Origin of the sequence: Marinobacter alexandrii, from assembly GCA_039984955.1 — a bacterium.
In the GTDB taxonomy this organism is placed as follows: domain Bacteria; phylum Bacteroidota; class Bacteroidia; order Cytophagales; family Cyclobacteriaceae; genus Ekhidna.
Genome location: JBDWTN010000006.1, coordinates 156,214 through 176,139 on the forward strand (window position 1 = coordinate 156,214; position 19,926 = coordinate 176,139).

At 37.7% G+C, this 19,926-nt stretch carries 26 protein-coding genes; 14 read left to right on the forward strand and 12 right to left on the reverse strand.

Annotation, left to right across the window (positions count from 1 at the left end; translation table 11 throughout):
- Window positions 1-86: 86 nt before the first annotated feature.
- Complete coding sequence (locus tag ABJQ32_05410; protein ID MEP5289066.1) at window positions 87-716, reverse strand: peroxiredoxin; 630 nt, start codon at window positions 714-716, stop codon at window positions 87-89.
- A 23-nt stretch (window positions 717-739) separates the two neighbouring features.
- The gene (locus ABJQ32_05415; GenBank protein ID MEP5289067.1) at window positions 740-1,183 is read right to left on the reverse strand and encodes a Fur family transcriptional regulator; all 444 of its coding nucleotides are present in this window, start codon (window positions 1,181-1,183) and stop codon (window positions 740-742) included.
- Window positions 1,184-1,355: 172 nt separating this feature from the next.
- Between ABJQ32_05415 and ABJQ32_05420 the strand changes: the two genes are divergently transcribed.
- The 3 genes from ABJQ32_05420 (at window position 1,356) to ABJQ32_05430 (ending at window position 3,896) form a co-directional block, all read left to right on the forward strand.
- Entirely contained in the window at window positions 1,356-2,426 is a 1,071-nt protein-coding gene (locus ABJQ32_05420; GenBank protein MEP5289068.1) for a DUF6588 family protein, read from the forward strand.
- 142 nt (window positions 2,427-2,568) lie between these two features.
- Window positions 2,569-3,039 (forward strand): low molecular weight protein-tyrosine-phosphatase, encoded by a 471-nt coding sequence (locus ABJQ32_05425; protein ID MEP5289069.1) that lies wholly within the window; start codon window positions 2,569-2,571, stop codon window positions 3,037-3,039.
- Entirely contained in the window at window positions 3,036-3,896 is an 861-nt protein-coding gene (locus ABJQ32_05430; GenBank protein ID MEP5289070.1) for a fructosamine kinase family protein, read from the forward strand. The genes ABJQ32_05425 and ABJQ32_05430 overlap by 4 nt, the downstream gene beginning before the upstream one ends.
- Here ABJQ32_05430 and ABJQ32_05435 read toward each other — a convergent pair.
- The gene (locus ABJQ32_05435) at window positions 3,893-5,131 is read right to left on the reverse strand and encodes an aspartate kinase (protein MEP5289071.1); all 1,239 of its coding nucleotides are present in this window, start codon (window positions 5,129-5,131) and stop codon (window positions 3,893-3,895) included. The genes ABJQ32_05430 and ABJQ32_05435 overlap by 4 nt on opposite strands.
- A gap of 83 nt (window positions 5,132-5,214) precedes the next feature.
- On the opposite strand from ABJQ32_05435, the gene fbp reads away from it, so the two are divergent.
- Complete coding sequence (gene fbp / locus ABJQ32_05440; GenBank protein ID MEP5289072.1) at window positions 5,215-6,219, forward strand: class 1 fructose-bisphosphatase; 1,005 nt, start codon at window positions 5,215-5,217, stop codon at window positions 6,217-6,219.
- On the opposite strand, the gene ABJQ32_05445 is transcribed toward fbp, so the two are convergent.
- Complete coding sequence (locus ABJQ32_05445) at window positions 6,197-6,514, reverse strand: hypothetical protein (GenBank protein MEP5289073.1); 318 nt, start codon at window positions 6,512-6,514, stop codon at window positions 6,197-6,199. The genes fbp and ABJQ32_05445 overlap by 23 nt on opposite strands.
- A gap of 61 nt (window positions 6,515-6,575) precedes the next feature.
- Here ABJQ32_05445 and ABJQ32_05450 point away from each other — a divergent pair, with 61 nt between their 5' ends.
- Entirely contained in the window at window positions 6,576-7,046 is a 471-nt protein-coding gene (locus ABJQ32_05450) for a nuclear transport factor 2 family protein (GenBank protein MEP5289074.1), read from the forward strand.
- Here ABJQ32_05450 and ABJQ32_05455 read toward each other — a convergent pair.
- From ABJQ32_05455 to yihA, 3 genes are read right to left on the reverse strand one after another with little or no spacing between them, the layout of a single operon-like run.
- Window positions 7,036-7,488, reverse strand: coding sequence for an acyl-CoA thioesterase (locus ABJQ32_05455; protein MEP5289075.1), 453 nt, complete (start codon window positions 7,486-7,488; stop codon window positions 7,036-7,038). The two genes, ABJQ32_05450 and ABJQ32_05455, sit on opposite strands and share 11 nt — an antisense overlap.
- Window positions 7,481-7,945 carry a DUF5606 domain-containing protein gene (locus ABJQ32_05460; protein ID MEP5289076.1) on the reverse strand — a complete coding sequence of 155 codons (465 nt, stop codon included), beginning with the start codon at window positions 7,943-7,945 and terminating at the stop codon, window positions 7,481-7,483. Before ABJQ32_05460 ends, ABJQ32_05455 begins: the two co-directional genes overlap by 8 nt.
- 29 nt (window positions 7,946-7,974) lie before the next feature.
- On the reverse strand, window positions 7,975-8,577 hold the full coding sequence (gene yihA, locus ABJQ32_05465; protein MEP5289077.1) for a ribosome biogenesis GTP-binding protein YihA/YsxC: 603 nt from the start codon (window positions 8,575-8,577) through the stop codon (window positions 7,975-7,977).
- Window positions 8,578-8,639: 62 nt separating this feature from the next.
- Between yihA and ubiE the strand changes: the two genes are divergently transcribed.
- The 6 genes from ubiE to ABJQ32_05495 are packed head-to-tail and all read left to right on the forward strand — an operon-like array spanning window position 8,640 to window position 12,719.
- Entirely contained in the window at window positions 8,640-9,362 is a 723-nt protein-coding gene (ubiE, locus tag ABJQ32_05470) for a bifunctional demethylmenaquinone methyltransferase/2-methoxy-6-polyprenyl-1,4-benzoquinol methylase UbiE (protein ID MEP5289078.1), read from the forward strand.
- Complete coding sequence (locus ABJQ32_05475) at window positions 9,311-10,141, forward strand: outer membrane beta-barrel protein (protein ID MEP5289079.1); 831 nt, start codon at window positions 9,311-9,313, stop codon at window positions 10,139-10,141. The genes ubiE and ABJQ32_05475 overlap by 52 nt, the downstream gene beginning before the upstream one ends.
- A 1-nt stretch (window position 10,142) precedes the next feature.
- A complete protein-coding gene (locus ABJQ32_05480) occupies window positions 10,143-10,892 on the forward strand; it encodes an SDR family NAD(P)-dependent oxidoreductase (GenBank protein MEP5289080.1) in 750 nt (249 codons plus the stop codon).
- Between the two features lie 15 nt (window positions 10,893-10,907).
- Window positions 10,908-11,102, forward strand: a complete 195-nt coding sequence (locus ABJQ32_05485) for a hypothetical protein (GenBank protein ID MEP5289081.1) — start codon at window positions 10,908-10,910, stop codon at window positions 11,100-11,102.
- Window positions 11,102-11,374: a type II toxin-antitoxin system RelE/ParE family toxin gene (locus ABJQ32_05490; protein ID MEP5289082.1), complete on the forward strand. Its 273-nt coding sequence runs from the start codon at window positions 11,102-11,104 to the stop codon at window positions 11,372-11,374. The genes ABJQ32_05485 and ABJQ32_05490 overlap by 1 nt, the downstream gene beginning before the upstream one ends.
- Window positions 11,375-11,378: 4 nt before the next feature.
- Window positions 11,379-12,719, forward strand: coding sequence for a saccharopine dehydrogenase family protein (locus ABJQ32_05495; GenBank protein MEP5289083.1), 1,341 nt, complete (start codon window positions 11,379-11,381; stop codon window positions 12,717-12,719).
- Here the strand turns inward: ABJQ32_05495 and ABJQ32_05500 are convergent.
- The 3 genes from ABJQ32_05500 to ABJQ32_05510 are packed head-to-tail and all read right to left on the reverse strand — an operon-like array spanning window position 12,712 to window position 14,408.
- Window positions 12,712-13,341, reverse strand: coding sequence for a hypothetical protein (locus ABJQ32_05500; protein ID MEP5289084.1), 630 nt, complete (start codon window positions 13,339-13,341; stop codon window positions 12,712-12,714). The two genes, ABJQ32_05495 and ABJQ32_05500, sit on opposite strands and share 8 nt — an antisense overlap.
- 45 nt (window positions 13,342-13,386) lie before the next feature.
- Window positions 13,387-13,842, reverse strand: coding sequence for a ribonuclease HI (rnhA, locus tag ABJQ32_05505; protein MEP5289085.1), 456 nt, complete (start codon window positions 13,840-13,842; stop codon window positions 13,387-13,389).
- Window positions 13,839-14,408: a MarC family protein gene (locus ABJQ32_05510; protein ID MEP5289086.1), complete on the reverse strand. Its 570-nt coding sequence runs from the start codon at window positions 14,406-14,408 to the stop codon at window positions 13,839-13,841. The genes rnhA and ABJQ32_05510 overlap by 4 nt, the downstream gene beginning before the upstream one ends.
- 182 nt (window positions 14,409-14,590) lie before the next feature.
- Here ABJQ32_05510 and ABJQ32_05515 point away from each other — a divergent pair, with 182 nt between their 5' ends.
- Entirely contained in the window at window positions 14,591-15,898 is a 1,308-nt protein-coding gene (locus ABJQ32_05515) for a hypothetical protein (GenBank protein ID MEP5289087.1), read from the forward strand.
- Window positions 15,899-15,943: 45 nt separating this feature from the next.
- Here ABJQ32_05515 and ABJQ32_05520 read toward each other — a convergent pair whose 3' ends face one another.
- Window positions 15,944-16,822 (reverse strand): hypothetical protein, encoded by an 879-nt coding sequence (locus ABJQ32_05520; protein MEP5289088.1) that lies wholly within the window; start codon window positions 16,820-16,822, stop codon window positions 15,944-15,946.
- A gap of 131 nt (window positions 16,823-16,953) precedes the next feature.
- Here ABJQ32_05520 and ABJQ32_05525 point away from each other — a divergent pair, with 131 nt between their 5' ends.
- Both ABJQ32_05525 and ABJQ32_05530 read left to right on the forward strand, forming a co-directional pair.
- Window positions 16,954-17,865 carry an MBL fold metallo-hydrolase gene (locus tag ABJQ32_05525; GenBank protein ID MEP5289089.1) on the forward strand — a complete coding sequence of 304 codons (912 nt, stop codon included), beginning with the start codon at window positions 16,954-16,956 and terminating at the stop codon, window positions 17,863-17,865.
- A gap of 51 nt (window positions 17,866-17,916) precedes the next feature.
- Window positions 17,917-18,615, forward strand: a complete 699-nt coding sequence (locus tag ABJQ32_05530; protein ID MEP5289090.1) for a hypothetical protein — start codon at window positions 17,917-17,919, stop codon at window positions 18,613-18,615.
- Here the strand turns inward: ABJQ32_05530 and murA are convergent.
- Complete coding sequence (gene murA, locus ABJQ32_05535; protein ID MEP5289091.1) at window positions 18,612-19,919, reverse strand: UDP-N-acetylglucosamine 1-carboxyvinyltransferase; 1,308 nt, start codon at window positions 19,917-19,919, stop codon at window positions 18,612-18,614. The genes ABJQ32_05530 and murA overlap by 4 nt on opposite strands.
- Window positions 19,920-19,926 lie beyond the last annotated feature (7 nt).

Genomic DNA, 19,926 nt, shown 5'->3' on the forward strand with positions numbered 1-19,926 from the left:
AATGCAATAGTACCTCAATAGATAAGCATTTGAAATAAAAAAGGCTAATCACAAATGATTAGCCTTTGATTGAATTTTAAGAAATCTTAATTGTTTGAAAGGTATTCTGCTACACCATCTCTTGTTGCATTCATTGCTGTTTTACCTTCTTCCCAGTTTGCTGGACATACCTCACCGTGCTTTTCAATATGCTGCCAAGCATCTACCACTCTTAACATCTCATTGATGTTCCTTCCAAGTGGGAGATCGTTGATTGTTTCATGACGCACTACTCCTTCTTTATCTATAAAGAAAGTTCCTCTAAACGCTACTGGAGCACCTTCAAATCCTAGGTTTCCTTCTTCATCATAAGACCAATCACCAGCTAATACGCCGAAGTTAGATGCTACCGTTTTTGATGAGTCAGCAACTAATGGATAAGTCACACCAGATATTCCTCCTTTATCTCTATCTGTCATTAACCAGGCAAGGTGTGTCTCTTCTGTATCACATGATGCACCTACTACTGCTACACCTCTTTTTTCAAATTCTTCCAATTTCTCTTGAAAAGCATGAATTTCTGTTGGGCAAACGAAAGTGAAATCTTTCGGGTAAAAGAAGAACATAACCTCTTTCTTTCCAATGTATTGATCCAGTGAAAAATTTTCCACGATCTCTTCTCCGTTAATTACCGCTGGTGCGTTTACAATAGGTGCTTTTTTTCCTACTAATGACATTTACTTTTTTTCGTTTTAAGTGTTTAATTAATTGTGACGTCCACTTCAGGGTCTATGCGTTCTCCATTTACCTGAAGCTTTATTTCATTGATTTTGAAATTCCTTATTCGCTTCTTTTTAAAGAAGTCATTAATCAGACTGTATAATTCCTCATCATAAAAGTCCTGTATTTTATTGGTCTTCAAGCAATAGATATGACCATGGGGGTTGAGGTTGGCATCATACCTTTTGGATCCTGACTTCACAGAAACACGCTGTAATAAGCCTGAGTCAACCAAAACATCTAATACTCGATAAATACTTCCCAAAGAGATTGAAGGATTGTCGTTTCTAATCTCCTCATAGATGTTTTCAGCAGAGGGGTGATCTTCTGATGTCATGACCTCCCTTAATATAACCATCCGTGGATGGGTAGCTTTTAAGCCTGCTTCACTCAAACGGTCTTTTATTTGATTAATTATTTCCATTTAGGAATTTTTCTCAAATGTGAAGTTAAATCAATAACCTGAAACAGACAAAAAATTCGACCAATCAATCAAAATACCATGACCTTCAAATTAAAAAAGTGCAAAAAACTTGGTTAATTGCAGTATAAATTAGATTTAAACATCTTTTCACTCAATCAGATCACTATCTATTATGAAAAACTTTACTACTAAGATTTTAACGCTTGTACTAGTAGGCCTATTTGTTGTTAATCACTCGGCTAAATCGCAAGATTTTGGTGCTATCTTTCAAGGAGGTACCGAGGACGCCAACTTGTATTTACAAAAGTATGCTGAACCGATTATGTTTTCATTTAACAACGGACTAGGAGGTGGATGGTACAACACAGCTAAGCCTCATAAATTATTGGGTTTCGACTTAACAGCGTCAATCAATATTGCTAACATTCCAAACGAAGACAGAAAATTCAATTTCAATGACGTTTCTTGGAATGATCTTGAATTATTAGATGGATCTCCTAGTTTACCTACGGCAGTAGGAGGCTCAACCACTTCAAGACTAAGGATACCTATAGGAACAGAAGTAATTGATCCTGTAACGGGTAATTCAATTACTTATCGACAAAATCAGGATTTTGATGCTCCGGATGGGTTTGATGTAGAGGATTTACCTATAGCTGGATTTCCAGTTCCCACTGTACAGCTTGGAATCGGCTTACCAAAAAATACTGATCTTAAGATCAGATATGCCAGTGATTTTGGTGCTATAGATGATGGAAGTTTTACACTAATAGGATTTGGGGTAATGCATGACCTAAAGCAGTGGGTTCCAGGTTTAAAGCAGGTTCCATTTGATTTTTCAGGATTCATTGGATGGACTAGACTGAGTGCTGAGTTTAATATTGACGAAGGAGGCCCTGGAGATGATTTTGAAGCTGATGGAATTGCGAAATTGACCGCATCTTCTACAACGATCCAAGGAGTGATTTCAAAGCAGATTGCCATTTTAACTCCATATTTAGGCGTTGGATATAACATCGCTGGTAGCTCCTTTAATATTGATGGAGACTTTACTTACAGGGATTCTGATACAGGCGATGAAATCACGGTCTCTGATCCTGTTTCTCTTAACTTCAAAGGAGGTAGTTCTCCAAGAATCAATGCAGGGCTTAGAATTAAACTTCTTATACTTACAATTCATGCTGAATATACTATTCAGAAATACAACACCTTTACGGCTGGACTAGGAATCAATATAAGATAAGAAAGAAAAAATAATATCGTATAAAAAAAGAAAAGTCCCGTCAAAAACGGGACTTTCTTTTTTACTTGTCAAACAGGTGTATGAATAATTTGTGTTATGCATTAGGTATATACTACACAGCGTGAAAAAGTAACCCCCTATTATGATAAAAATTTTATTCGTTTGTTTAGGTAATATTTGCAGGTCTCCATTAGCTGAAGCTATTTTTAAGAAAAAGCTCGAAATAGAAGGATTAAGTCATAAAATTTTAGCTGATTCCGCCGGTACAGCAAATTATCATGTAGGCGAAAATCCCGATCCAAGAACCATTGAAATTGCTGAAAAACATGGAATCCCAGTCAAACACAAAGGTCAGCAGTTTAAAAAAAAGCATCGGGAAGAATTTAATTACCTGCTGGCAATGGACCAATCTAACTTTCAAAACATGACAAGGGAGATGGGCGGTACACCAAGTAATTTGATCTTGATGAGAGATTTTGACCCTTATGGGAAAGGGGAAGACGTGCCTGATCCATGGTACGGTGGAATGAATGGATTTGAGAATGTATATCAAATTCTTAATCGCTCTTTAGATGAATTTCTAAAACATATAAAAGAACAACACAGTTTATGACTGACTTTTTCCAGCAAGTCATAAAAAAGAATTTTGCTGATAGTCAAGTCATTTCATCATCTCCTATCTCAGGAGGATGCATCAACAATACAGTTAAAATAGTTACCGATAATGGTCAATTTTTCCTAAAATGGAATAAAGCTGAGTATGAAAGTATGTTCAGCAATGAAAAACAAGGACTAGACCTGTTATTAAAAAAATCACCTCTCTTCACTCCTACTGCAATTGATTTTGGAGTACTTAATGATAGGGCTTACTTGCTTACCGAGTGGATTGAAACAGGAGTGCAATCCAATCGATTTTGGGAATCCTTTGCAGAAAATCTAGCAAATCAACATAAGTCTGTCGACGTTCTATTTGGCCTAAATCACAATAATTACATAGGAAGTTTACCCCAATCAAACAAACAGCATCATAAATGGTCGCGTTTCTTTATTGAAGAACGCATCGTTCCCCAACTAAAACTTGCGGAATCAAAAAAGCTCATCAATAAAGAATATCGACATAAATTTGATAAGCTCTTTAGAGAATTAGATTCAATAATTCCTAATGAACATCCCTCATTACTTCATGGTGATTTGTGGAGTGGGAATTTTATGTGTGGGAAAGATGGTGATGCCGTAATATTTGATCCTGCCATTTATTATGGACACAGAGAAACTGAATTAGCCTTTACACATCTTTTTGGAGGCTTCTCTCAAGTGTTTTATGAAGCTTATCAAGCAATATCTCCTATGGAGTCAGGCTTTGAAAATAGATTTGATATTCACAACCTTTATCCCCTCTTAGTTCATGTAAACTTATTCGGAACTTCTTATCTATCTGGAGTATCTCAAACACTTCAGAGGTTCACCTAACGATATAGAACTTGATAGTTATTTATTGTTTTCTGTTCCATAATCACTGTTCTATCCCAAGGTAACTTATCAAATGAATCGGGGGTGTAATTCTTAATTGTAGCAAGATTTAGCTCGCTTTCAAATGATAAAATAAAATCCCTGTTAAGCAGTTCTTTTATCCGCTTTGATTTGAATTCCTTATAATCGATACAAAATGAGAACGTTAGAGCTGAGTTCTGCATTAGGTTAATCTTGATATTGAGCAAATCAAGCACCTGAAGTATCAAACCCAATTTTTTCTCATCCATAAAACTATGATCCTTTACCTGTGCTGTCACTAGTAATTGATTTCCCTTGAATACAAAGCACGGGATTGTTTTGGTTGTGTTATCCGAAGAGATGGTAGTTCCTTCTAGTTTTCTATCCAGAAAAGAACGCACTATCAAAGGAATGCTTTTTTGAGCGATAGGTTTCAAAGTCTTCGGGTGAATTACCTGAGCTCCATAGTAAGTCATTTCAGTTACTTCTCTATAGCTCAGCTTTTTGTACTGTTCCGTTCCTTCGAGAATCCGCGGATCTGCATTTAGAATACCAGGCACATCCTTCCAAACAGTAAAACCATCCGCATTGAGGCAATAAGCCAAAATAGATCCTGTATAATCTGACCCTTCTCTTCCAAGAGTAGTGGAATTTCCTTCTACATCAGAACCAATAAATCCCTGAGTTACAACTACTCTCTCTTCTGCTACAGGTTTCAATAGATTAATTACTTGCTTCTCAGTCACTACCCAGTCCACATTAGCTTCCGTAAAATATTGATCTGTTCGAATAGCAGATCTTGCATCAAACCACTCACTACCCACTTGAGTCTTTAAATAAGCTTCCACTAAAGATGTAGACATTAATTCTCCATGTGGCACCACTTTATCATAAGCGAGCATTGGATCATATTCGCTTAGATTATTCAGTGTATTCTCAAGTGATTCTTCGAATTTGAGATAGTTTTTGGGAAGTTCCTTCGAGAGGTCCTCAGCAATATCATGATGAAATTGCTTTATTTCATTTAAAATCTCTGAGTAGTTCAAACCTGCATGAGCTAACTTCACGAGCTCTTCGAGTTTGTTTGTTGTCTTTCCCATTGCGGAAACTACGACTACTACCTTCTTTGATCCGAAAGAAGAAACGATATCGGCTAAATTCCTAACACCTTGAGCATCCTTAACGGAGGCACCTCCAAACTTGAAAATCTGCATTATGCAAACGTTATAAATATGTGAATGAATTAATTTCGTGGCAAGAAACAAAAAATACTCAAATCCTTCTGATCCAGACACCTATGAACAAAAGTAAGCTTGGCCTACCTATTGGAACAACCTTAGATCGCTTTATTAAGCAAAAAGAGGATGAATTTTCTTCTGCAACTGGTGAGCTATCACAACTTTTAAGAGATATCGCCCTAGCCGGGAAGATTATTAACAAAGAAGTGAATAAGTCTGGGTTGCTTGATATCACAGGTGGTTTCGGTGAGAAAAATGTGCAGGGAGAAGATCAGCAAAAATTAGATGTCGTTGCTGATATACGTTTTACTCGAGCTTTGAAAAATGGTGGCATGACATGCGCTGTTGTCTCTGAGGAAGAGCAAGAAATCATTCATCTAAATCCTAATTGTCGATATGTGGTTGCGATAGATCCTTTAGATGGTAGTTCTAATATTGATGTTAATGTTTCGATAGGCACGATTTTCTCGATTTATAAGCGAATTTCACCCGTCGGTGGTCCTGTACAAGAAGAAGACATTCTTCAAAAAGGCACAGAGCAAGTTGCCGCTGGCTATATACTTTATGGCTCTTCCACTATGCTGGTTTATACCACGGGAAGAGGTGTTCATGGCTTTACCTTGGAGCCAAGTTTAGGTGAATTTGTACTTTCACATGATCATATGACATGTCCAAAAGATGGTAATATTTACTCCATCAATGAAGGGAATTATTTTGCTTTTGATGAATGGGTGAGAGAGTATGTTTATGATTGCAAAAAGAAATCAATGACAGCAAGATACATTGGCTCTTTAGTGGCTGATTTTCACCGAAACATGATGAAAGGTGGCATCTATCTTTATCCAAATACGGAAAAAGATCAAAATGGAAAACTACGGTTGTTATATGAATGTAATGCACTTGCTTTTATCGCAGAGCAGTCTGGAGGTATCGCAACAAATGGGAAAGAACGAATACTTGATATTCAACCAACGACATTTCATCAGAGAACTCCGGTATACTTAGGGTCAGAAAAGATGGTGGAGCACGCTATGTCTTTTGTTAAGGTTGATACTGCTGTCTAGTCATTACTTTTTGTTTTTCTCGATTAATAATGGCTTGAGCTAGATTTTTAGCTATCTCACCTTGTTTTGATCCATGAAGAAGGTCCTTCACTTTGTTTTCTGGTATATCAATTCGATAGAGTGCATTCAAAAGTTTATTTAGATCATGATCCAACAGATGATTTATTTGCTTTGTTAGAAATGTGAGCAACCGATCAGCGGCATTTTCTTCTTTCCCAAATTCCATTTCCTCCTCTAATCCCAAATCCTTTCGAATAAGGTGATAACTCTGCTCTACTAATGTAAATTGATCCATACAAAGAGTTAATTGTTGAAAACTTTTAAGATTTTCTGCAATTTTTAACTGACTACCAAAGATGAAAAAAATATTAATTATTCTCCTTGCTTTTGCATCGATTCACGTAACTGCTCAAGAAGAGAAAGAAGCTGTCATGAAAGTTGTAAATCAGGTTTTTGAAGCCATGAGAAAAAATGATAGCACGCTATTGAAAAATTGCTTTGTAGAATCTCCAAATACTTTTACTTCTTTTACTAATCCAGAAGGAATATCCACACTTACTAAAGGTGACTTTCAACAATTCATCAACGCAATAGGCCGGCCAAAAGAACAGGTATTGAACGAACCTATATGGAATGAAAAAGTAGAAATTGATGATAACCTAGCTTCCGTTTGGGTAGATTATGCTTTTTATATAGGTGATCAGTTTTCTCATTGTGGAGTTGATGCATTTCACCTAGTCAAACTTGATAATGAATGGAAGATATTTCACCTTGTTGATACCAGAAGAAGAAAAGATTGTGAAATACCAGAAGGTATTAAGCCTTAGTCTTGTCCGGAATCCATTCAAAATCCTCAGACTTAATTGAATCTATTAGAATAGCGCTGAGTTCACTTGGAGGCACGGCTGTTCTTCGTTTAGCTGTATCAAGCCAAGCACCGTCTACATCTACTTTTGCAGACAGGTCTCCATCTTTTGTGTAAATATTATGCCTAAAAGACCACTTAGATCCATCTTTTCGCAGTTTGGATATCGTAAATCCCACTTCAAATTCTTCGTTCATTCGGATTTCTTTGAAGAAACGTGTGTCTTCTCTAAATAAAATAGGCCCAATATTCATACTCAATAACTTATGAAAGGGCATGCTTATTTCTTCGAAGTACATTAAACGAGCTTGCGCACAGTAATCGTTATATGCCGTATGTCGCATATGCCCATTGGGATCTAAATCAGCCCATCGTACTCTAAATTTAAATTTTATTTCACTCACCCTCAGCCTCCTCTTTTTTCTTTGCGGGCTTTTTAGTTTCCTTTTTCTTCTCTTTCTTTTTTTCCGCTAAAACATCCGGCGCTTGTTTTACGATTTGATCATACCAGCTTACCACCTTCTTGATGTCAGAGACATAAACACGATTTTCATCATATTCGGGAAGGATAAACTTTAAGAATGCCTTTAATTCCTCAGGGCTGCTGTTTTTATCTAAATCTGTATCACCATCGAATTCAGCATGTATTTTTTTCATTACATCCTCCAAAGGAACTGCACCTTCAGCATCAGTTGTGTAGATCGAAATCTCAGATAAGATGCTCACCTTATTATGCATGGTGGCTACCATTTTTTTCTTGTGTTCATCAAGGCTTTCCAGAATTACACCTGTACGTGTAGGCTGAATGATGTTGAATAATGTGCCTTTTCCAGAAACTGATGCGATATCACTAAACTCCATAAATTGTATTTTGAGGTGGCAAAAATATCCTATCCTACTATCTCTGCATTAATTCGACCAATAAATTCCAAAATTTCTTTCCCACCCACTTTTTCAGCCGATGATGTAACGAAAGTTGGAGGTAATTCTTCCCATGTATTTTTCATGACCTTCTTATAAGAAGCCACATTGGATTGAGTTTGCGTTTTCCCCAGTTTGTCAGCCTTTGTGAAAGCGATGCTAAAAGGGATACCCTCCTCACCTAGCCATCGCATAAAATCTAGATCGATTTTTTGTGGTTCATGGCGAATATCTACCAGCACAAAGACACAAGCTAGATTTTGTCGTTCTTCCAGATAGGTATTAATCATCTTTTTCCAAGCCGCTTTATTCACCTTGCTAGTTTGTGCCCACCCATAGCCTGGTAAATCCACTAAATACCATTGATCATTGATCACAAAATGATTGATTAGTTGAGTTTTACCTGGTGTTGAAGATGTTTTTGCCAATTTCTTCCGATTGGTTATGTGGTTGATCAAACTTGATTTTCCGACATTGGAGCGACCTATGAAGGCATACTCAGGTCGATCGGGAGCTGGACATCCGGACACGTCCGGGCTGCTGATTACAAATTCTGCTGATTTTATCTGCATAGAGAAGAAACTGATAACATTTCGACCGCACAAGGGTTTAATCCACTAATATTGCGGCAATTATGACGGTACTACCATACAAAGATAAGTCGGATGCGAAGAAGAAGCAGGTAGCGGAGATGTTCGACAGCATTTCAGGCAAGTATGACTTCCTTAATCATTTCCTAAGTCTGGGAATAGACATCAGATGGCGGAAAAAAGGAATTAAAATGCTTAGAGACTTACAACCTAAGCAAATTTTGGATATAGCCACTGGTACAGGAGATTTCGCTATTGAGTCATTGAAACTGAATCCTGAGAAAGTAATAGGTGTGGATATCTCTGAAGGTATGCTTAATGTCGGTCGGCAGAAAATGAAGAAACGAGGATACTCTGAGATCATCGATATGCAATCCGGAGATTCAGAAAACCTTCACTTTGATGATAATAAATTCGATGCTGTAATCGTTGCATTCGGTGTAAGAAACTTTGAAAATCTAGAAAAAGGATTGTCGGAAATGAATCGAGTTTTAAGACCCGGCGGCAGGGCCATCATCCTAGAATTTTCAAAACCTACGGTATTTCCGTTCAAACAATTATATAATTTTTATTTTCGTTGGATATTACCGAAGATTGGAAAGGTGGTTTCAAAAGATAACACCGCCTATACCTACTTGCCAGAATCAGTAAATGAATTTCCTTATGGAAATAATTTTCTGAAAATTCTGGAAAAAACAGGATATAAAAACACTAAATGCAAACCATTAACCCTAGGCATCAGTTCTATTTACGTGGGAGAAAAATAGCCCTAGTACTCGTATTGCTTTTCGGGATGAGCTACTCGTCAACGGCTCAAAACAATCCTGCAGATAATCTTCTAAATTATGAGGAGCAATGGATTCATTACGGTTTTCTTATAGGCGTACATTCATCTAAATACGTTATCAGATACTCTGATTACTTCACTTCCCCTGCTATGGACACTGTTCACTCCATTGTGCCAGGGAATCTTGGTGGATTCAAATTAGGCTTTGTTATCAATATGAAAATCTCAGAATATCTTGATTTTCGATTATTGCCTACTGTTGCATTTTACGAAAATGATTTGAGTTATCGTTTTACCAATGGTATAACGCAGCGAGAATTAAAAGACGCAACGATGGTCGAACTTCCTTTGTTGATAAAATATAAGTCAGCTAGACGAGGGAATCTGGCTATGTATATGGTATTTGGCGTAAACCCTTCACTAGAAGCCTCCGGCAAAGGCGATGAAGAAGATACTACCCAAAAATTGGAATTGAGAAACTGGAATCTTGCTATCGACGTAGGAGTTGGACTTGATATTTTTTATCCCTTCTTTAAGTTTTCTCCTGAGATTAGGTACTCCTATGGTCTCAGAAACATGCTTACTGATAATACCAACGACTTCAGCATTGGTCTGGATAAACTAACTACCCAAAACCTTGGAATCTTTGTCACCTTCGAAGGTGGGCCGAGTACTAAGCGAAAACTAGGCAAGAAGACCAAGGGAGCTGGTCAAATCAAAAGCAGACAAAAGAAACGTCTAAAGAAAGGAAAAGGCTAAAATGAGTCAATCTATCGCATTAATTACAGGAGCTACCAGTGGTATTGGAGAGGCAACTGCCCGATTGCTTAGCAAGAACTATCGTTTGATTATTTGTGGGAGAAGAACTGACAGACTGGAGAAACTCCAAAAGGAACTATCTACTGAAACACGAATGCTTTCATTTGATGTTAGAGATAAAGATGCTGTATTCGAAGCTATCCAATCTCTTCCTGCAGACTGGCAAGAAATTGACGTTTTGATTAATAATGCTGGTAATGCTCATGGTTTAGATTTGATTCATGAAGGAAGTACCGATGATTGGGATGCCATGATGGATATCAATGTGAAAGGCCTTCTTTATGTAAGTAAAGCAATCATTCCAGGGATGGTTGAACGTAAGAAGGGGCACATCATCAATCTTAGTTCCATTGCAGGTTTAGAAGTATATACTCGAGGAAATGTCTATTGTGCATCTAAACACGCCGTAGATGCCCTTACAAAAGGAATGAGACTTGACTTAAATGAACACTCCATTAAAGTAACTTCTATTGATCCCGGTCTAGTCGAGACTGAATTTAGTGAAGTACGTTTCAAGGGTGATTCTAAAAAAGCAAACAAAGTATATCTAAACTACACCCCTTTGAAAGCGATTGACATAGCAGAAACGATCGAATTTGTCCTCAATCGACCTCCACACGTAATGATTGGAGATCTTCTTATTCTCCCAACCGATCAAGCAAGTAGCACGGTTGTGAATAAAAAAAGTTAATTCTACCTTTGAAAGATGGAAGCAGCAATTTTCAATACAAATGATTCAGAAAAGCTTAAAAAGGCTTTTGAAGCACTTAAAAAACTAGGTGTTTCATATACTCCGATTAGCAAGCAAGAGTTATTGGATATTGGTTTATATAAAGCCATAATTGAAGGTGAAAAAACTGGAGAAGCTACTCGAAAGGAAGTCTTTGACTTGCTTGATTAATGAACACTAGATTTCGAAATCAATTTCTCAAAGACCTCAAAAAGGTCAAAAACCAATCTTTAAAGCAAAAGATAAAGAGCACAATTATTCAAATAGAAAATGCACCTTCCATTCAAAATATTGAGCAGATCAAAGTACTAAAAGGAGCAGACAATTATTTCAGAGTTAGAATCGGAGACTATCGCATGGGCTTATTCTTTGATACTCAATCCTCAGAAGTCTGGATAGAGCGATTTCTCCATAGAAAAGACATTTATAAAAAATTTCCTTAGTTTAATGCAAAATATCTTAATCATTGGGGCGGGTAAATCTTCAACCGCACTTATCAACTATCTTCTGAGCCACGCACAAGAAGAGCAATGGAATCTGACCATTGCTGAAAAGGATATAGAGCTGGCAAAATCAAAAATTGAAGGCCGTTCTACTGCAAAAGCTGTTTCCTTTGATGTCTTTAATGCAGAGTTGCTTACTAGCTTGGTCAGTAGCAATGATTTAATCATTTCCATGCTTCCTGCATCATTGCATATCCATGTGGCTAAAAAGTGTGCAGAACTCAAAAAACATTTTCTTACAGCCTCCTATCTCACTGAAGAGATTAAAGAATTGAATGATCAATTTGAAAGCAATGGTAAACTAATGATCATGGAAATGGGACTTGATCCTGGAATTGATCATATGTCAGCTATGAAAGTGCTGGATGACCTAAGAGATAAAGGCTACAAACTGACAGGATTCGAAACATTTACAGGAGGTTTGGTCGCCGAGGAGTCTGTGGGTGACAATCCATGGAAGTATAAGTTTACATGGAATCCAAGAAACGTGGTTTTAGCTGGTCAGGGAACTTGTAAATTCATCCAGGAGGGTCGTTATAAATACATTCCCTATCAAAAACTTTTTAGAAGAACAGAAGCGATCTATATCCCAGACCATGGGTACTTTGAAGGTTATGCAAACAGGGATTCGTTAGCCTACCTTGATGTATACAACCTCAGAGGTATACAGACTCTATATCGTGGTACATTGAGAGGATCCGGCTACTGCGCTGCTTGGGATGTCTTTGTTCAGCTTGGTGCTACAGATGATACTTATAAAATGGAAAACGTGTCTGAAATGACGCATCGTCAATTTATTAATTCATTTCTTTCATATAATCCCAATGACTCTGTTGAGCTTAAACTTGCGCACTACCTGAGTCTAGACTTGGACAATGGCATCATGTTTAAATTAAGATGGCTCGGCATGTTCGAGGAGGAATTAGTAGGCCTAAAAAAGGGAACTCCGGCTCAAATACTGGAGCATATCTTAAAGAAGAAATGGACATTAAATCCAGATGATAAAGATATGATAGTGATGTGGCACAAGTTCAATTTCATTGCAGATGGAAAGCCCAGACAGATAGAGTCTAGCATGGTCACATTGGGAGACGATGAGGTGAACACTGCCATGTCAAAGACTGTAGGTTTACCGCTTGCTATTGCCGCAAAGTTAATTTTACAGGGAAAAATAGATCTTAGTGGAGTACATGTACCTATCAAGAAGCAAATCTATGAACCAGTACTAGATGAGCTCACAAGCGCAGGCTTAACGTTCATTGAACGTGAGGTAGATCCTACTTGATCACATGTGCCTTTACTACCGAGTCAATTTCGGACATAACTAAATCAATTTGAGAAATGTCACTCTCCAAATGCTCATCGATGAGTTTTTGTAAATGACTTGCAATTCTGATTTCATCCTCTTTTTGCTGGCCCCTTGCGAATTTTATTGAGTTTTGAAGGTGATCCATTGCATAATTAATGGTTACTCTAGCTTCCTCCTTTTTTCCTTCTCTAATAAATTGCTCAGAAACCCTTAATGAAGCAAAAGCAAGTGAATTCATTGCATCAGCAAAAGCTTCATACATTAAATCATCATTGATATCCTCGGCTTTTATATGATCTTCAACGATCTCAAGGTCACCAATGGCTACTTCAATAGCTTCTGTACTGATGCTATCGCCATCCTTTTCCAACAACTTCATCATTTTAATCGCATCCTCAAGGAACCCTATTGCTGTTAAGGATTTATGGTCTTGCAGAGTCCTATCTGCCGTATTCATCAATAAGTCTGGCTCAGTAGCTAAATCGGTAAGACTGGGGTTTTCCAACTTCATATCTCGTTGAACCTTAAAATAGATCACCATCGATCCTATTACCAATATAGCAAACAAGAAATAAAAAATGCCTTTGTTGAAATTCATATGATATGTGTCCTTAAACTCTAAATTCGCTACTAAAATAAGTCATCATCTTTTACTCTCTTCAAAAGCAGTATCAACTTTCAATGTTTTTCGTTCAGCAGCCTCTACCGCCAGACCATCACATCTTTCGTTTTCTGGATGTCCTGCATGACCTTTTACCCATTGAAATCTCACATCGTGAGGAGCAGACGCTTTCAAATAACGCTCCCACAAATCTCTGTTCTTTTTCCCCTTAAAATCTTTTATAACCCATCCTTTAAGCCACCCCTTTGTTACAGCATCTACTACATATTTGCTATCCGAGACAACCAATACCTTCCAGCCTGGTTTTTTAATAGCTTCAAGTCCTGCAATCACTGCCAGAAGTTCCATTCGATTATTGGTGGTCATTCTAAAACCATCCGATAGTTCTTTTTCATTTTGACCATGTTGCAAGATTGTGCCATAGCCTCCAGGGCCAGGATTTCCTTTTGCCGCACCATCTGTAAAAATTTTGATCATGTGAAGAGGTGGTTTTTAAAGATTTTGATAGCGATTGCTAATAAGACAATTCCGAATACTTTCCGCAGTACGTTAAAACCAGCCTTACCAATCACTTTTTCTAACCAACCGCTGGTTTTCAGTACAATATAAACGAATAAGAGATTGACAGCTATGCCTATCAAAATATTAGCCGTACTGTACTCAACCTTTAAGGAGATCAAAGTTGTCATTGTACCTGCCCCAGCAATCAAAGGAAAAGCGATAGGAACAATGGAAGCACTTTTGGATTCCTCAGGGTCTGACTTAAAGAATTGCAAGCCAAGGACCATTTCCATCCCAAGGAAAAACATAATAATAGCTCCGGCAACAGCAAATGAGCTGATATCAATTCCAAATAGCGCTAAAATACTTTCTCCAACAAAAAGAAAAATAACCATGATAATGCCCGAAACAAGGGTAGCCTTTTCCGACTGAACATGACCAAATTTTTTCCGTAAATCGATGATAATGGGAACACTTCCCAAAATATCAATTACCGAGAAAAGAATGAGCGAAACACTTATGATTTCCTTAAAGTTGAACATTGAATTAGATTGCAGGTTGATATTTAACACAAAACTAATGTGATCATATGCCGTAATAGCATAAAAATTTGTTCATTTTGCAAATCATTTTAACAACCATCTTGCAAAACCAAATGGCATTGTTTTCGCCTATTGATAAACTACAGATAAAAAAGGCAACTCGAAATACAACTCAAAAGGACATGATGAAATCATTTTTTACTGCACTTTTTGTGCTACTAACTACGTTTTCCATCGCTCAAGACGGCTGGAATTGGCCTGAAGATCCTGACTTGAAAAGTCAGGCAATGGAAAGACAAGCGTATTACAAGCTGCTAATTGCTCAAAGCAAATACAACGAAGCGATGAAGCCTCTGAACTGGCTTTATACAAATAATCCAGACTTAAATCAGTCTATTTACATTGAAGGTATTGATTGTATAGAAAACATCATTAAAAGCTCCGATGATTCAAATAGAAAAGAACGCCTTCAAGATTCGTTACTGTGGATGTATGATCAACGAATTGAATACTTTGATAATGACGCGTCAATAATGGATCGAAAAGCTTTTGCTGCTTTTAAACTTTACTACCGAACGCCTTCAAAATACTCTTTATTAGCTGATTTATATGCAAAAGCATATGAAATGAATGGACCCGAAATCTCCACTTTCAACTTAAATCCATACATGCTATTGGCCAAAAATTATCATCAGTCTACTCCTGATAAAATGCCCGCAGAGAAGGTACTAGATATTCATACACAGATCTCTGACATCATTGAAGAAAAACGGAGAAACGGAGAAAATGCAGCAAAACTTGATAAAGAACAGTCCAAAACTGATGCTTGGTTAAGCTCTATTCCAGGCATCCTTACATGTGACTTCATTGAAAAACAGCTAGTCCCAAAATTTAAATCCAATCCAGCTGATCTAAGCACAGCTAAAAAAATATTTAACTATTCCCTTCAAGCTAAGTGTATTGATCAGCCTTATTGGCTGGAAGCAAGTGAAGCTGTTTACAAAGAAAATCCAAGCTTTAAGCTGGCTTACACGATGGGGAGCAGATACAACAATAATGGCGAGCCTAGAAAGGCGCTTCAATATTATGAAGAAGCATCAACGCTTGCTTCCTCTGGTGAGGAAAAGTATGACGCTTTGATCGGGCAAGCAGTAGCTAACAGCAAACTTGGCAACAAGTCTAGATCGCGAACACTAGCGTATGAAGCGCTGAGTACTAAGCCTGGTAGCTCCGAGGCATACAATCTTATTGGCAACTTATATTTCACAAGTTTTGACGACTGCAGAGGTGATAAGAGTATAGTAATGGATAGAGGTGTTTTCCTTGCCGCTTACAAGATGTATGAAAAGTCCGGTAATAAATCTCAAATGCAGGCTTCAAAGGAACAGTTTCCATCAATAGAAGAAATTTTTAACGAGGGAATGGAAGAAGGTCAATCTATTACTGTTGGCTGTTGGATTAATGAGTCTGTCTCCCTACAAAGAAGATAAATCCTAAAAGCTGGATAGACCCCAACTCTATCCAGCTTTTATCAATTAACCTTTATCCTTGATTCTTTCTCTCAAGTTGATCAAGTTTTCATTTTCAGGTTCTATCTGAAGGCCTTTCTTGACACAAGCAAGTGCCTCTTTCTCCTTACCCAATGAATTCATAAATCTCGCCAACGTTTGATGAGTTATGGTTTCTTGTGGAAATAGTTTCGTATTTAATTCAAACACAAATTGGGCCTTAGGGATTTGAAAAGAGGTCCAAAGAACGTAACCATAAGTGTTTAGCTCGTAAACATTCTCTCCTTCACTAAATTCATTGATTAACTGTGATTTTTTCTTTCTGAGTTCCTTCAGAGAAGACTCATTAAAGTACTTAATCAGTTTATTGGCTGTTGGGTAAGCAGTCTGATAGTCATCTCCTTTTAAGACCTTAAGAATATCTTGCTCAAGTGAAATCACAGGTTCTTCCACAATTCGTCCAATCTCCAATCCTTCTCTCTCATGAAATACAAATGTTGGAACTCGATGAATGTCTACCCCTCTTTCTTCACGCTCTGGTGCTTGTTTGTAGTTTTGAAATCCTGTGTTAAGACAAATTATTTTCAACTTATGCATGTCATAATTCTGAGATTCCAGGATTTTTATGAACCTAGGAACTTCTCTCCTACTATCTCCGCACCAAGTGCCCATGAAAACAGTGATAGAATCAGGTAATTCTATAGTAGATAAAATATTTATATCTACTTGATGATCTTTATAATTTTCCTCATACCATTCACCAAAAGGCTCCTCTGTTAATCTTTCTAGAGTGATTTGTCCAAGAAGTTTAAGTGATCCATCCGGATTTTCAAATGACCTGTTCAAAGGTTGACTAACCCCAAAAAAAGCGCTAGAAAGAAGAATTAAGAAGATTAAGTTACGCATGTTTTTTTTATTCAAAGAACCATTATTCAAATCAGTGTTGCTGTTAATAGAATCCTAATAATGCTTAACGAAATGTTAAACCCATAATCTTTCAAACCAATCCCTCAGAAAGAATAGGTTAGATTTAACTTATGAGATTCTTCATCATTACTCTTTTACTCTTAATAGTTCAAAGCATATTCGGTCAACACATCATAGTGCTTGGTACTGCTCAGGATGGGGGATTCCCACATATAGGCTGTCAAAACGAATGTCAAAGAGCTCATAGGAATCCTGATTTCGCAAAATATGTGACATCATTAGCACTGGTCGACCCCAAGACAAAGCAATGGTGGTTGTTTGAAGCTACGCCCGATATGGATAAGCAGCTTCAATATTTTCAAACATTGACACACAAAGAGTATCCATACCTACCAGAAGGAATATTCATTACACACGCTCATATTGGACATTACACAGGACTCATGTCGCTTGGCAGAGAAGCTTTAGGAGCTAACAAAGTAAAGGTCTATGCACTCCCCAGGATGATTGATTTCTTGAAAACTAATGGTCCCTGGAGTCAGCTTATTGACTTAGAAAACATATCACCAGTCATACTTCCTACAGATTTACCCGTGGTAATTGGTGAGGATCTTACCGTGGAAGCCTTCACTGTACCGCATAGAGATGAATTCTCAGAAACCGCTGGTTTTAAAATCAGTAAACGACTAAAGAGCTATCTGTTTATCCCCGATATTGATAAATGGCGCAAATGGGACAGGAGTATTGTAGAACTTCTGGATCAAAGGGAAATTGATTATGCTTTTTTAGATGCAACTTTCTACCAAGAAGGTGAGCTACCTAATAGAGCTATGGATAAAGTGCCTCACCCTTTTGTGGTTGAGAGTATGGCTCTTTTTGATAAAGAATCCAGAGCTCTTAAACGAAAAATTCAATTCATTCATTTTAATCATACGAACCCCTTACTTTTTGATAAAAAGACACAAATTGATTTGATGAAGGAGGGTTATGGAATAGCAGAACAGGGAAAAACCTATTATTAGCTTATACCTAAAAAAAGGTTTCATCGTTCAAATTAATAAGCCTAATCCGATATGAAAGTCAACCATTTAATACTCCTCATCTTCCTGTTTATTCCTCAGCTATCACTCAGTCAAGAATATGAAGTCCTAGATTCGAAAAAAGTAAAAAAAATTGATGGTAGTAAAGTAAAAAAAGGGCAACCCCTTTCTACCCTTGATTCAATTAGTATAGGAGAGAAAGGATATCTCACACTAGACGTTGAATCCGCAATGCATCTTAAGCTTGCTCCCGGAAAATATGACGTTGGTAGAGAAGCTAAACGCTTGAACGAGTGGTATGACACGCATCTAGAACTCACGAAGAAATTGAAAAGAGACGGTCTAATTTCCTGTAAATTCAGGTATAAAACACTGGCAGTACCTGGCAGTAATCGTCATTACGAAGTGGATAGAATTGAATTATATGAAAAAGGGTTGGTGAAAATCAATAGCGACACAGCCTCGATGACCGTCAAATGGGTAAATCCCGATCATAAATACTCGGGTACTTACCGTTTAGTCATAAGAGACTTCTATAATCAGGGATTTATTGACATCATTGAGACTGATGAAAACATGATTACCTTTTATCCTGGAAAGTACGGACATAGGCATATGTATTATAACATCATTGCCAATGACTGTAGAGCGAGTTTAAGGTATAAGATCCAGGTCAACAGCACGAGCTCCTCACCTTTCAGTCAGACCAATTTTCTATCTTCTGATAATTAAGATAACCGCTCAATCTTTGCTCCCATGCTATTCAAACGATCATCAATAAATTGGTAACCTCGATCGATCTGATCAATATTATGAATAGTGCTTACCCCTTCAGCTGACATAGCAGCAATTAAGAGAGAGACTCCAGCACGTATGTCCGGAGATGTCATCGTTATACCTCTTAGAGAATAAGCCTTATCCAACCCAATGACTGTGGCTCTATGAGGATCGCACAAGATAATCTGAGCTCCCATATCTATCAGTTTATCAACGAAAAACAATCTACTTTCAAACATTTTTTGATGAATAAGAGCCGTTCCTCTTGCCTGAGTTGCAGTAACTAAAATCACACTTAATAGATCCGGTGTTAGACCAGGCCATATCGCATCTGCTATTGTGAGAATAGAACCATCAATATATGATTCAATTTCATAGTGATCCTGCGCTGGAATATGAATATCGTCACCGACGAAATTCATTTTGATACCCAATCGTTTGAAAGTATCCGGAATGATTCCCAGTTCTTTGATTTGAACGTCTTTAATGGTGATATCTGAGCCAGTCATGGCTGCCATACCAATAAAACTTCCTACCTCAATCATATCTGGAAGCAACGTGTGTTCAGTTCCATTCAATGATTTCACTCCTTCAATACGAAGTAAGTTTGAACCAACACCTTCGATAGTTGCGCCCATCCGAATGAGCATCTTACATAGCTGTTGGATATAAGGCTCGCATGCCGCATTGTAAATGGTTGTAAGTCCGCCTGCCATTACAGCTGCCATGATTATGTTAGCCGTTCCGGTCACGGAAGCCTCATCCAGAAGCATGTAAGCCCCTTTCAGGTTAGTACCATCTACTGTATAAAAGGACGTTTTAGCGTCGTAGTTGAATTTAGCTCCAAGACTTTGAAAGCCTACAAAATGCGTGTCTAATCTTCTTCGTCCAATCTTATCTCCTCCAGGTTTTGGCATTTTACCTGTACCAAAACGACCCAAAAGTGGCCCCAGGATCATGATAGATCCGCGGAGTGAAGATGCTTTTTCTTTGAAGTCATCTGTATTTAGAAAATCAAGATTGACATTAGCCGCTTTGAACGTATAGGATTCACTTCCATTCTCTGTGATATCCACTCCAAGATCTGCTAGAAGATCTATTAGTTTTAATACATCACGTATCTGAGGGATTTTATTGATGACAACCTCTTGGTCTGTCAATAAAACAGCAGAAATAATTTGGAGCGCTTCGTTTTTAGCCCCTTGCGGAATGATTTCACCTAAAAGTTGGTGTCCGCCCTCTACCCGAAAAGATGCCATGATTGAT

Coding starts and splice junctions, on each gene's coding strand:
- ABJQ32_05485 (MEP5289081.1), top strand. CDS start 10,908: ATGGAAGCAGCAATTTTCAATACAAATGATTCAGAAAAGCTTAAAAAG.
- ABJQ32_05410 (MEP5289066.1), bottom strand. CDS start 716: ATGTCATTAGTAGGAAAAAAAGCACCTATTGTAAACGCACCAGCGGTA.
- ABJQ32_05415 (MEP5289067.1), bottom strand. CDS start 1,183: ATGGAAATAATTAATCAAATAAAAGACCGTTTGAGTGAAGCAGGCTTA.
- ABJQ32_05460 (MEP5289076.1), bottom strand. CDS start 7,945: ATGGAGTTTAGTGATATCGCATCAGTTTCTGGAAAAGGCACATTATTC.
- ubiE (MEP5289078.1), top strand. CDS start 8,640: ATGACGGTACTACCATACAAAGATAAGTCGGATGCGAAGAAGAAGCAG.
- ABJQ32_05450 (MEP5289074.1), top strand. CDS start 6,576: ATGAAAAAAATATTAATTATTCTCCTTGCTTTTGCATCGATTCACGTA.
- ABJQ32_05420 (MEP5289068.1), top strand. CDS start 1,356: ATGAAAAACTTTACTACTAAGATTTTAACGCTTGTACTAGTAGGCCTA.
- ABJQ32_05430 (MEP5289070.1), top strand. CDS start 3,036: ATGACTGACTTTTTCCAGCAAGTCATAAAAAAGAATTTTGCTGATAGT.
- murA (MEP5289091.1), bottom strand. CDS start 19,919: ATGGCATCTTTTCGGGTAGAGGGCGGACACCAACTTTTAGGTGAAATC.
- ABJQ32_05480 (MEP5289080.1), top strand. CDS start 10,143: ATGAGTCAATCTATCGCATTAATTACAGGAGCTACCAGTGGTATTGGA.
- fbp (MEP5289072.1), top strand. CDS start 5,215: ATGAACAAAAGTAAGCTTGGCCTACCTATTGGAACAACCTTAGATCGC.
- ABJQ32_05530 (MEP5289090.1), top strand. CDS start 17,917: ATGAAAGTCAACCATTTAATACTCCTCATCTTCCTGTTTATTCCTCAG.
- ABJQ32_05500 (MEP5289084.1), bottom strand. CDS start 13,341: ATGAATTTCAACAAAGGCATTTTTTATTTCTTGTTTGCTATATTGGTA.
- ABJQ32_05435 (MEP5289071.1), bottom strand. CDS start 5,131: ATGCAGATTTTCAAGTTTGGAGGTGCCTCCGTTAAGGATGCTCAAGGT.
- ABJQ32_05520 (MEP5289088.1), bottom strand. CDS start 16,822: ATGCGTAACTTAATCTTCTTAATTCTTCTTTCTAGCGCTTTTTTTGGG.
- ABJQ32_05525 (MEP5289089.1), top strand. CDS start 16,954: ATGAGATTCTTCATCATTACTCTTTTACTCTTAATAGTTCAAAGCATA.
- yihA (MEP5289077.1), bottom strand. CDS start 8,577: ATGCAGATAAAATCAGCAGAATTTGTAATCAGCAGCCCGGACGTGTCC.
- ABJQ32_05515 (MEP5289087.1), top strand. CDS start 14,591: ATGATGAAATCATTTTTTACTGCACTTTTTGTGCTACTAACTACGTTT.
- ABJQ32_05475 (MEP5289079.1), top strand. CDS start 9,311: ATGCAAACCATTAACCCTAGGCATCAGTTCTATTTACGTGGGAGAAAA.
- ABJQ32_05445 (MEP5289073.1), bottom strand. CDS start 6,514: ATGGATCAATTTACATTAGTAGAGCAGAGTTATCACCTTATTCGAAAG.
- rnhA (MEP5289085.1), bottom strand. CDS start 13,842: ATGATCAAAATTTTTACAGATGGTGCGGCAAAAGGAAATCCTGGCCCT.
- ABJQ32_05490 (MEP5289082.1), top strand. CDS start 11,102: ATGAACACTAGATTTCGAAATCAATTTCTCAAAGACCTCAAAAAGGTC.
- ABJQ32_05495 (MEP5289083.1), top strand. CDS start 11,379: ATGCAAAATATCTTAATCATTGGGGCGGGTAAATCTTCAACCGCACTT.
- ABJQ32_05510 (MEP5289086.1), bottom strand. CDS start 14,408: ATGTTCAACTTTAAGGAAATCATAAGTGTTTCGCTCATTCTTTTCTCG.
- ABJQ32_05425 (MEP5289069.1), top strand. CDS start 2,569: ATGATAAAAATTTTATTCGTTTGTTTAGGTAATATTTGCAGGTCTCCA.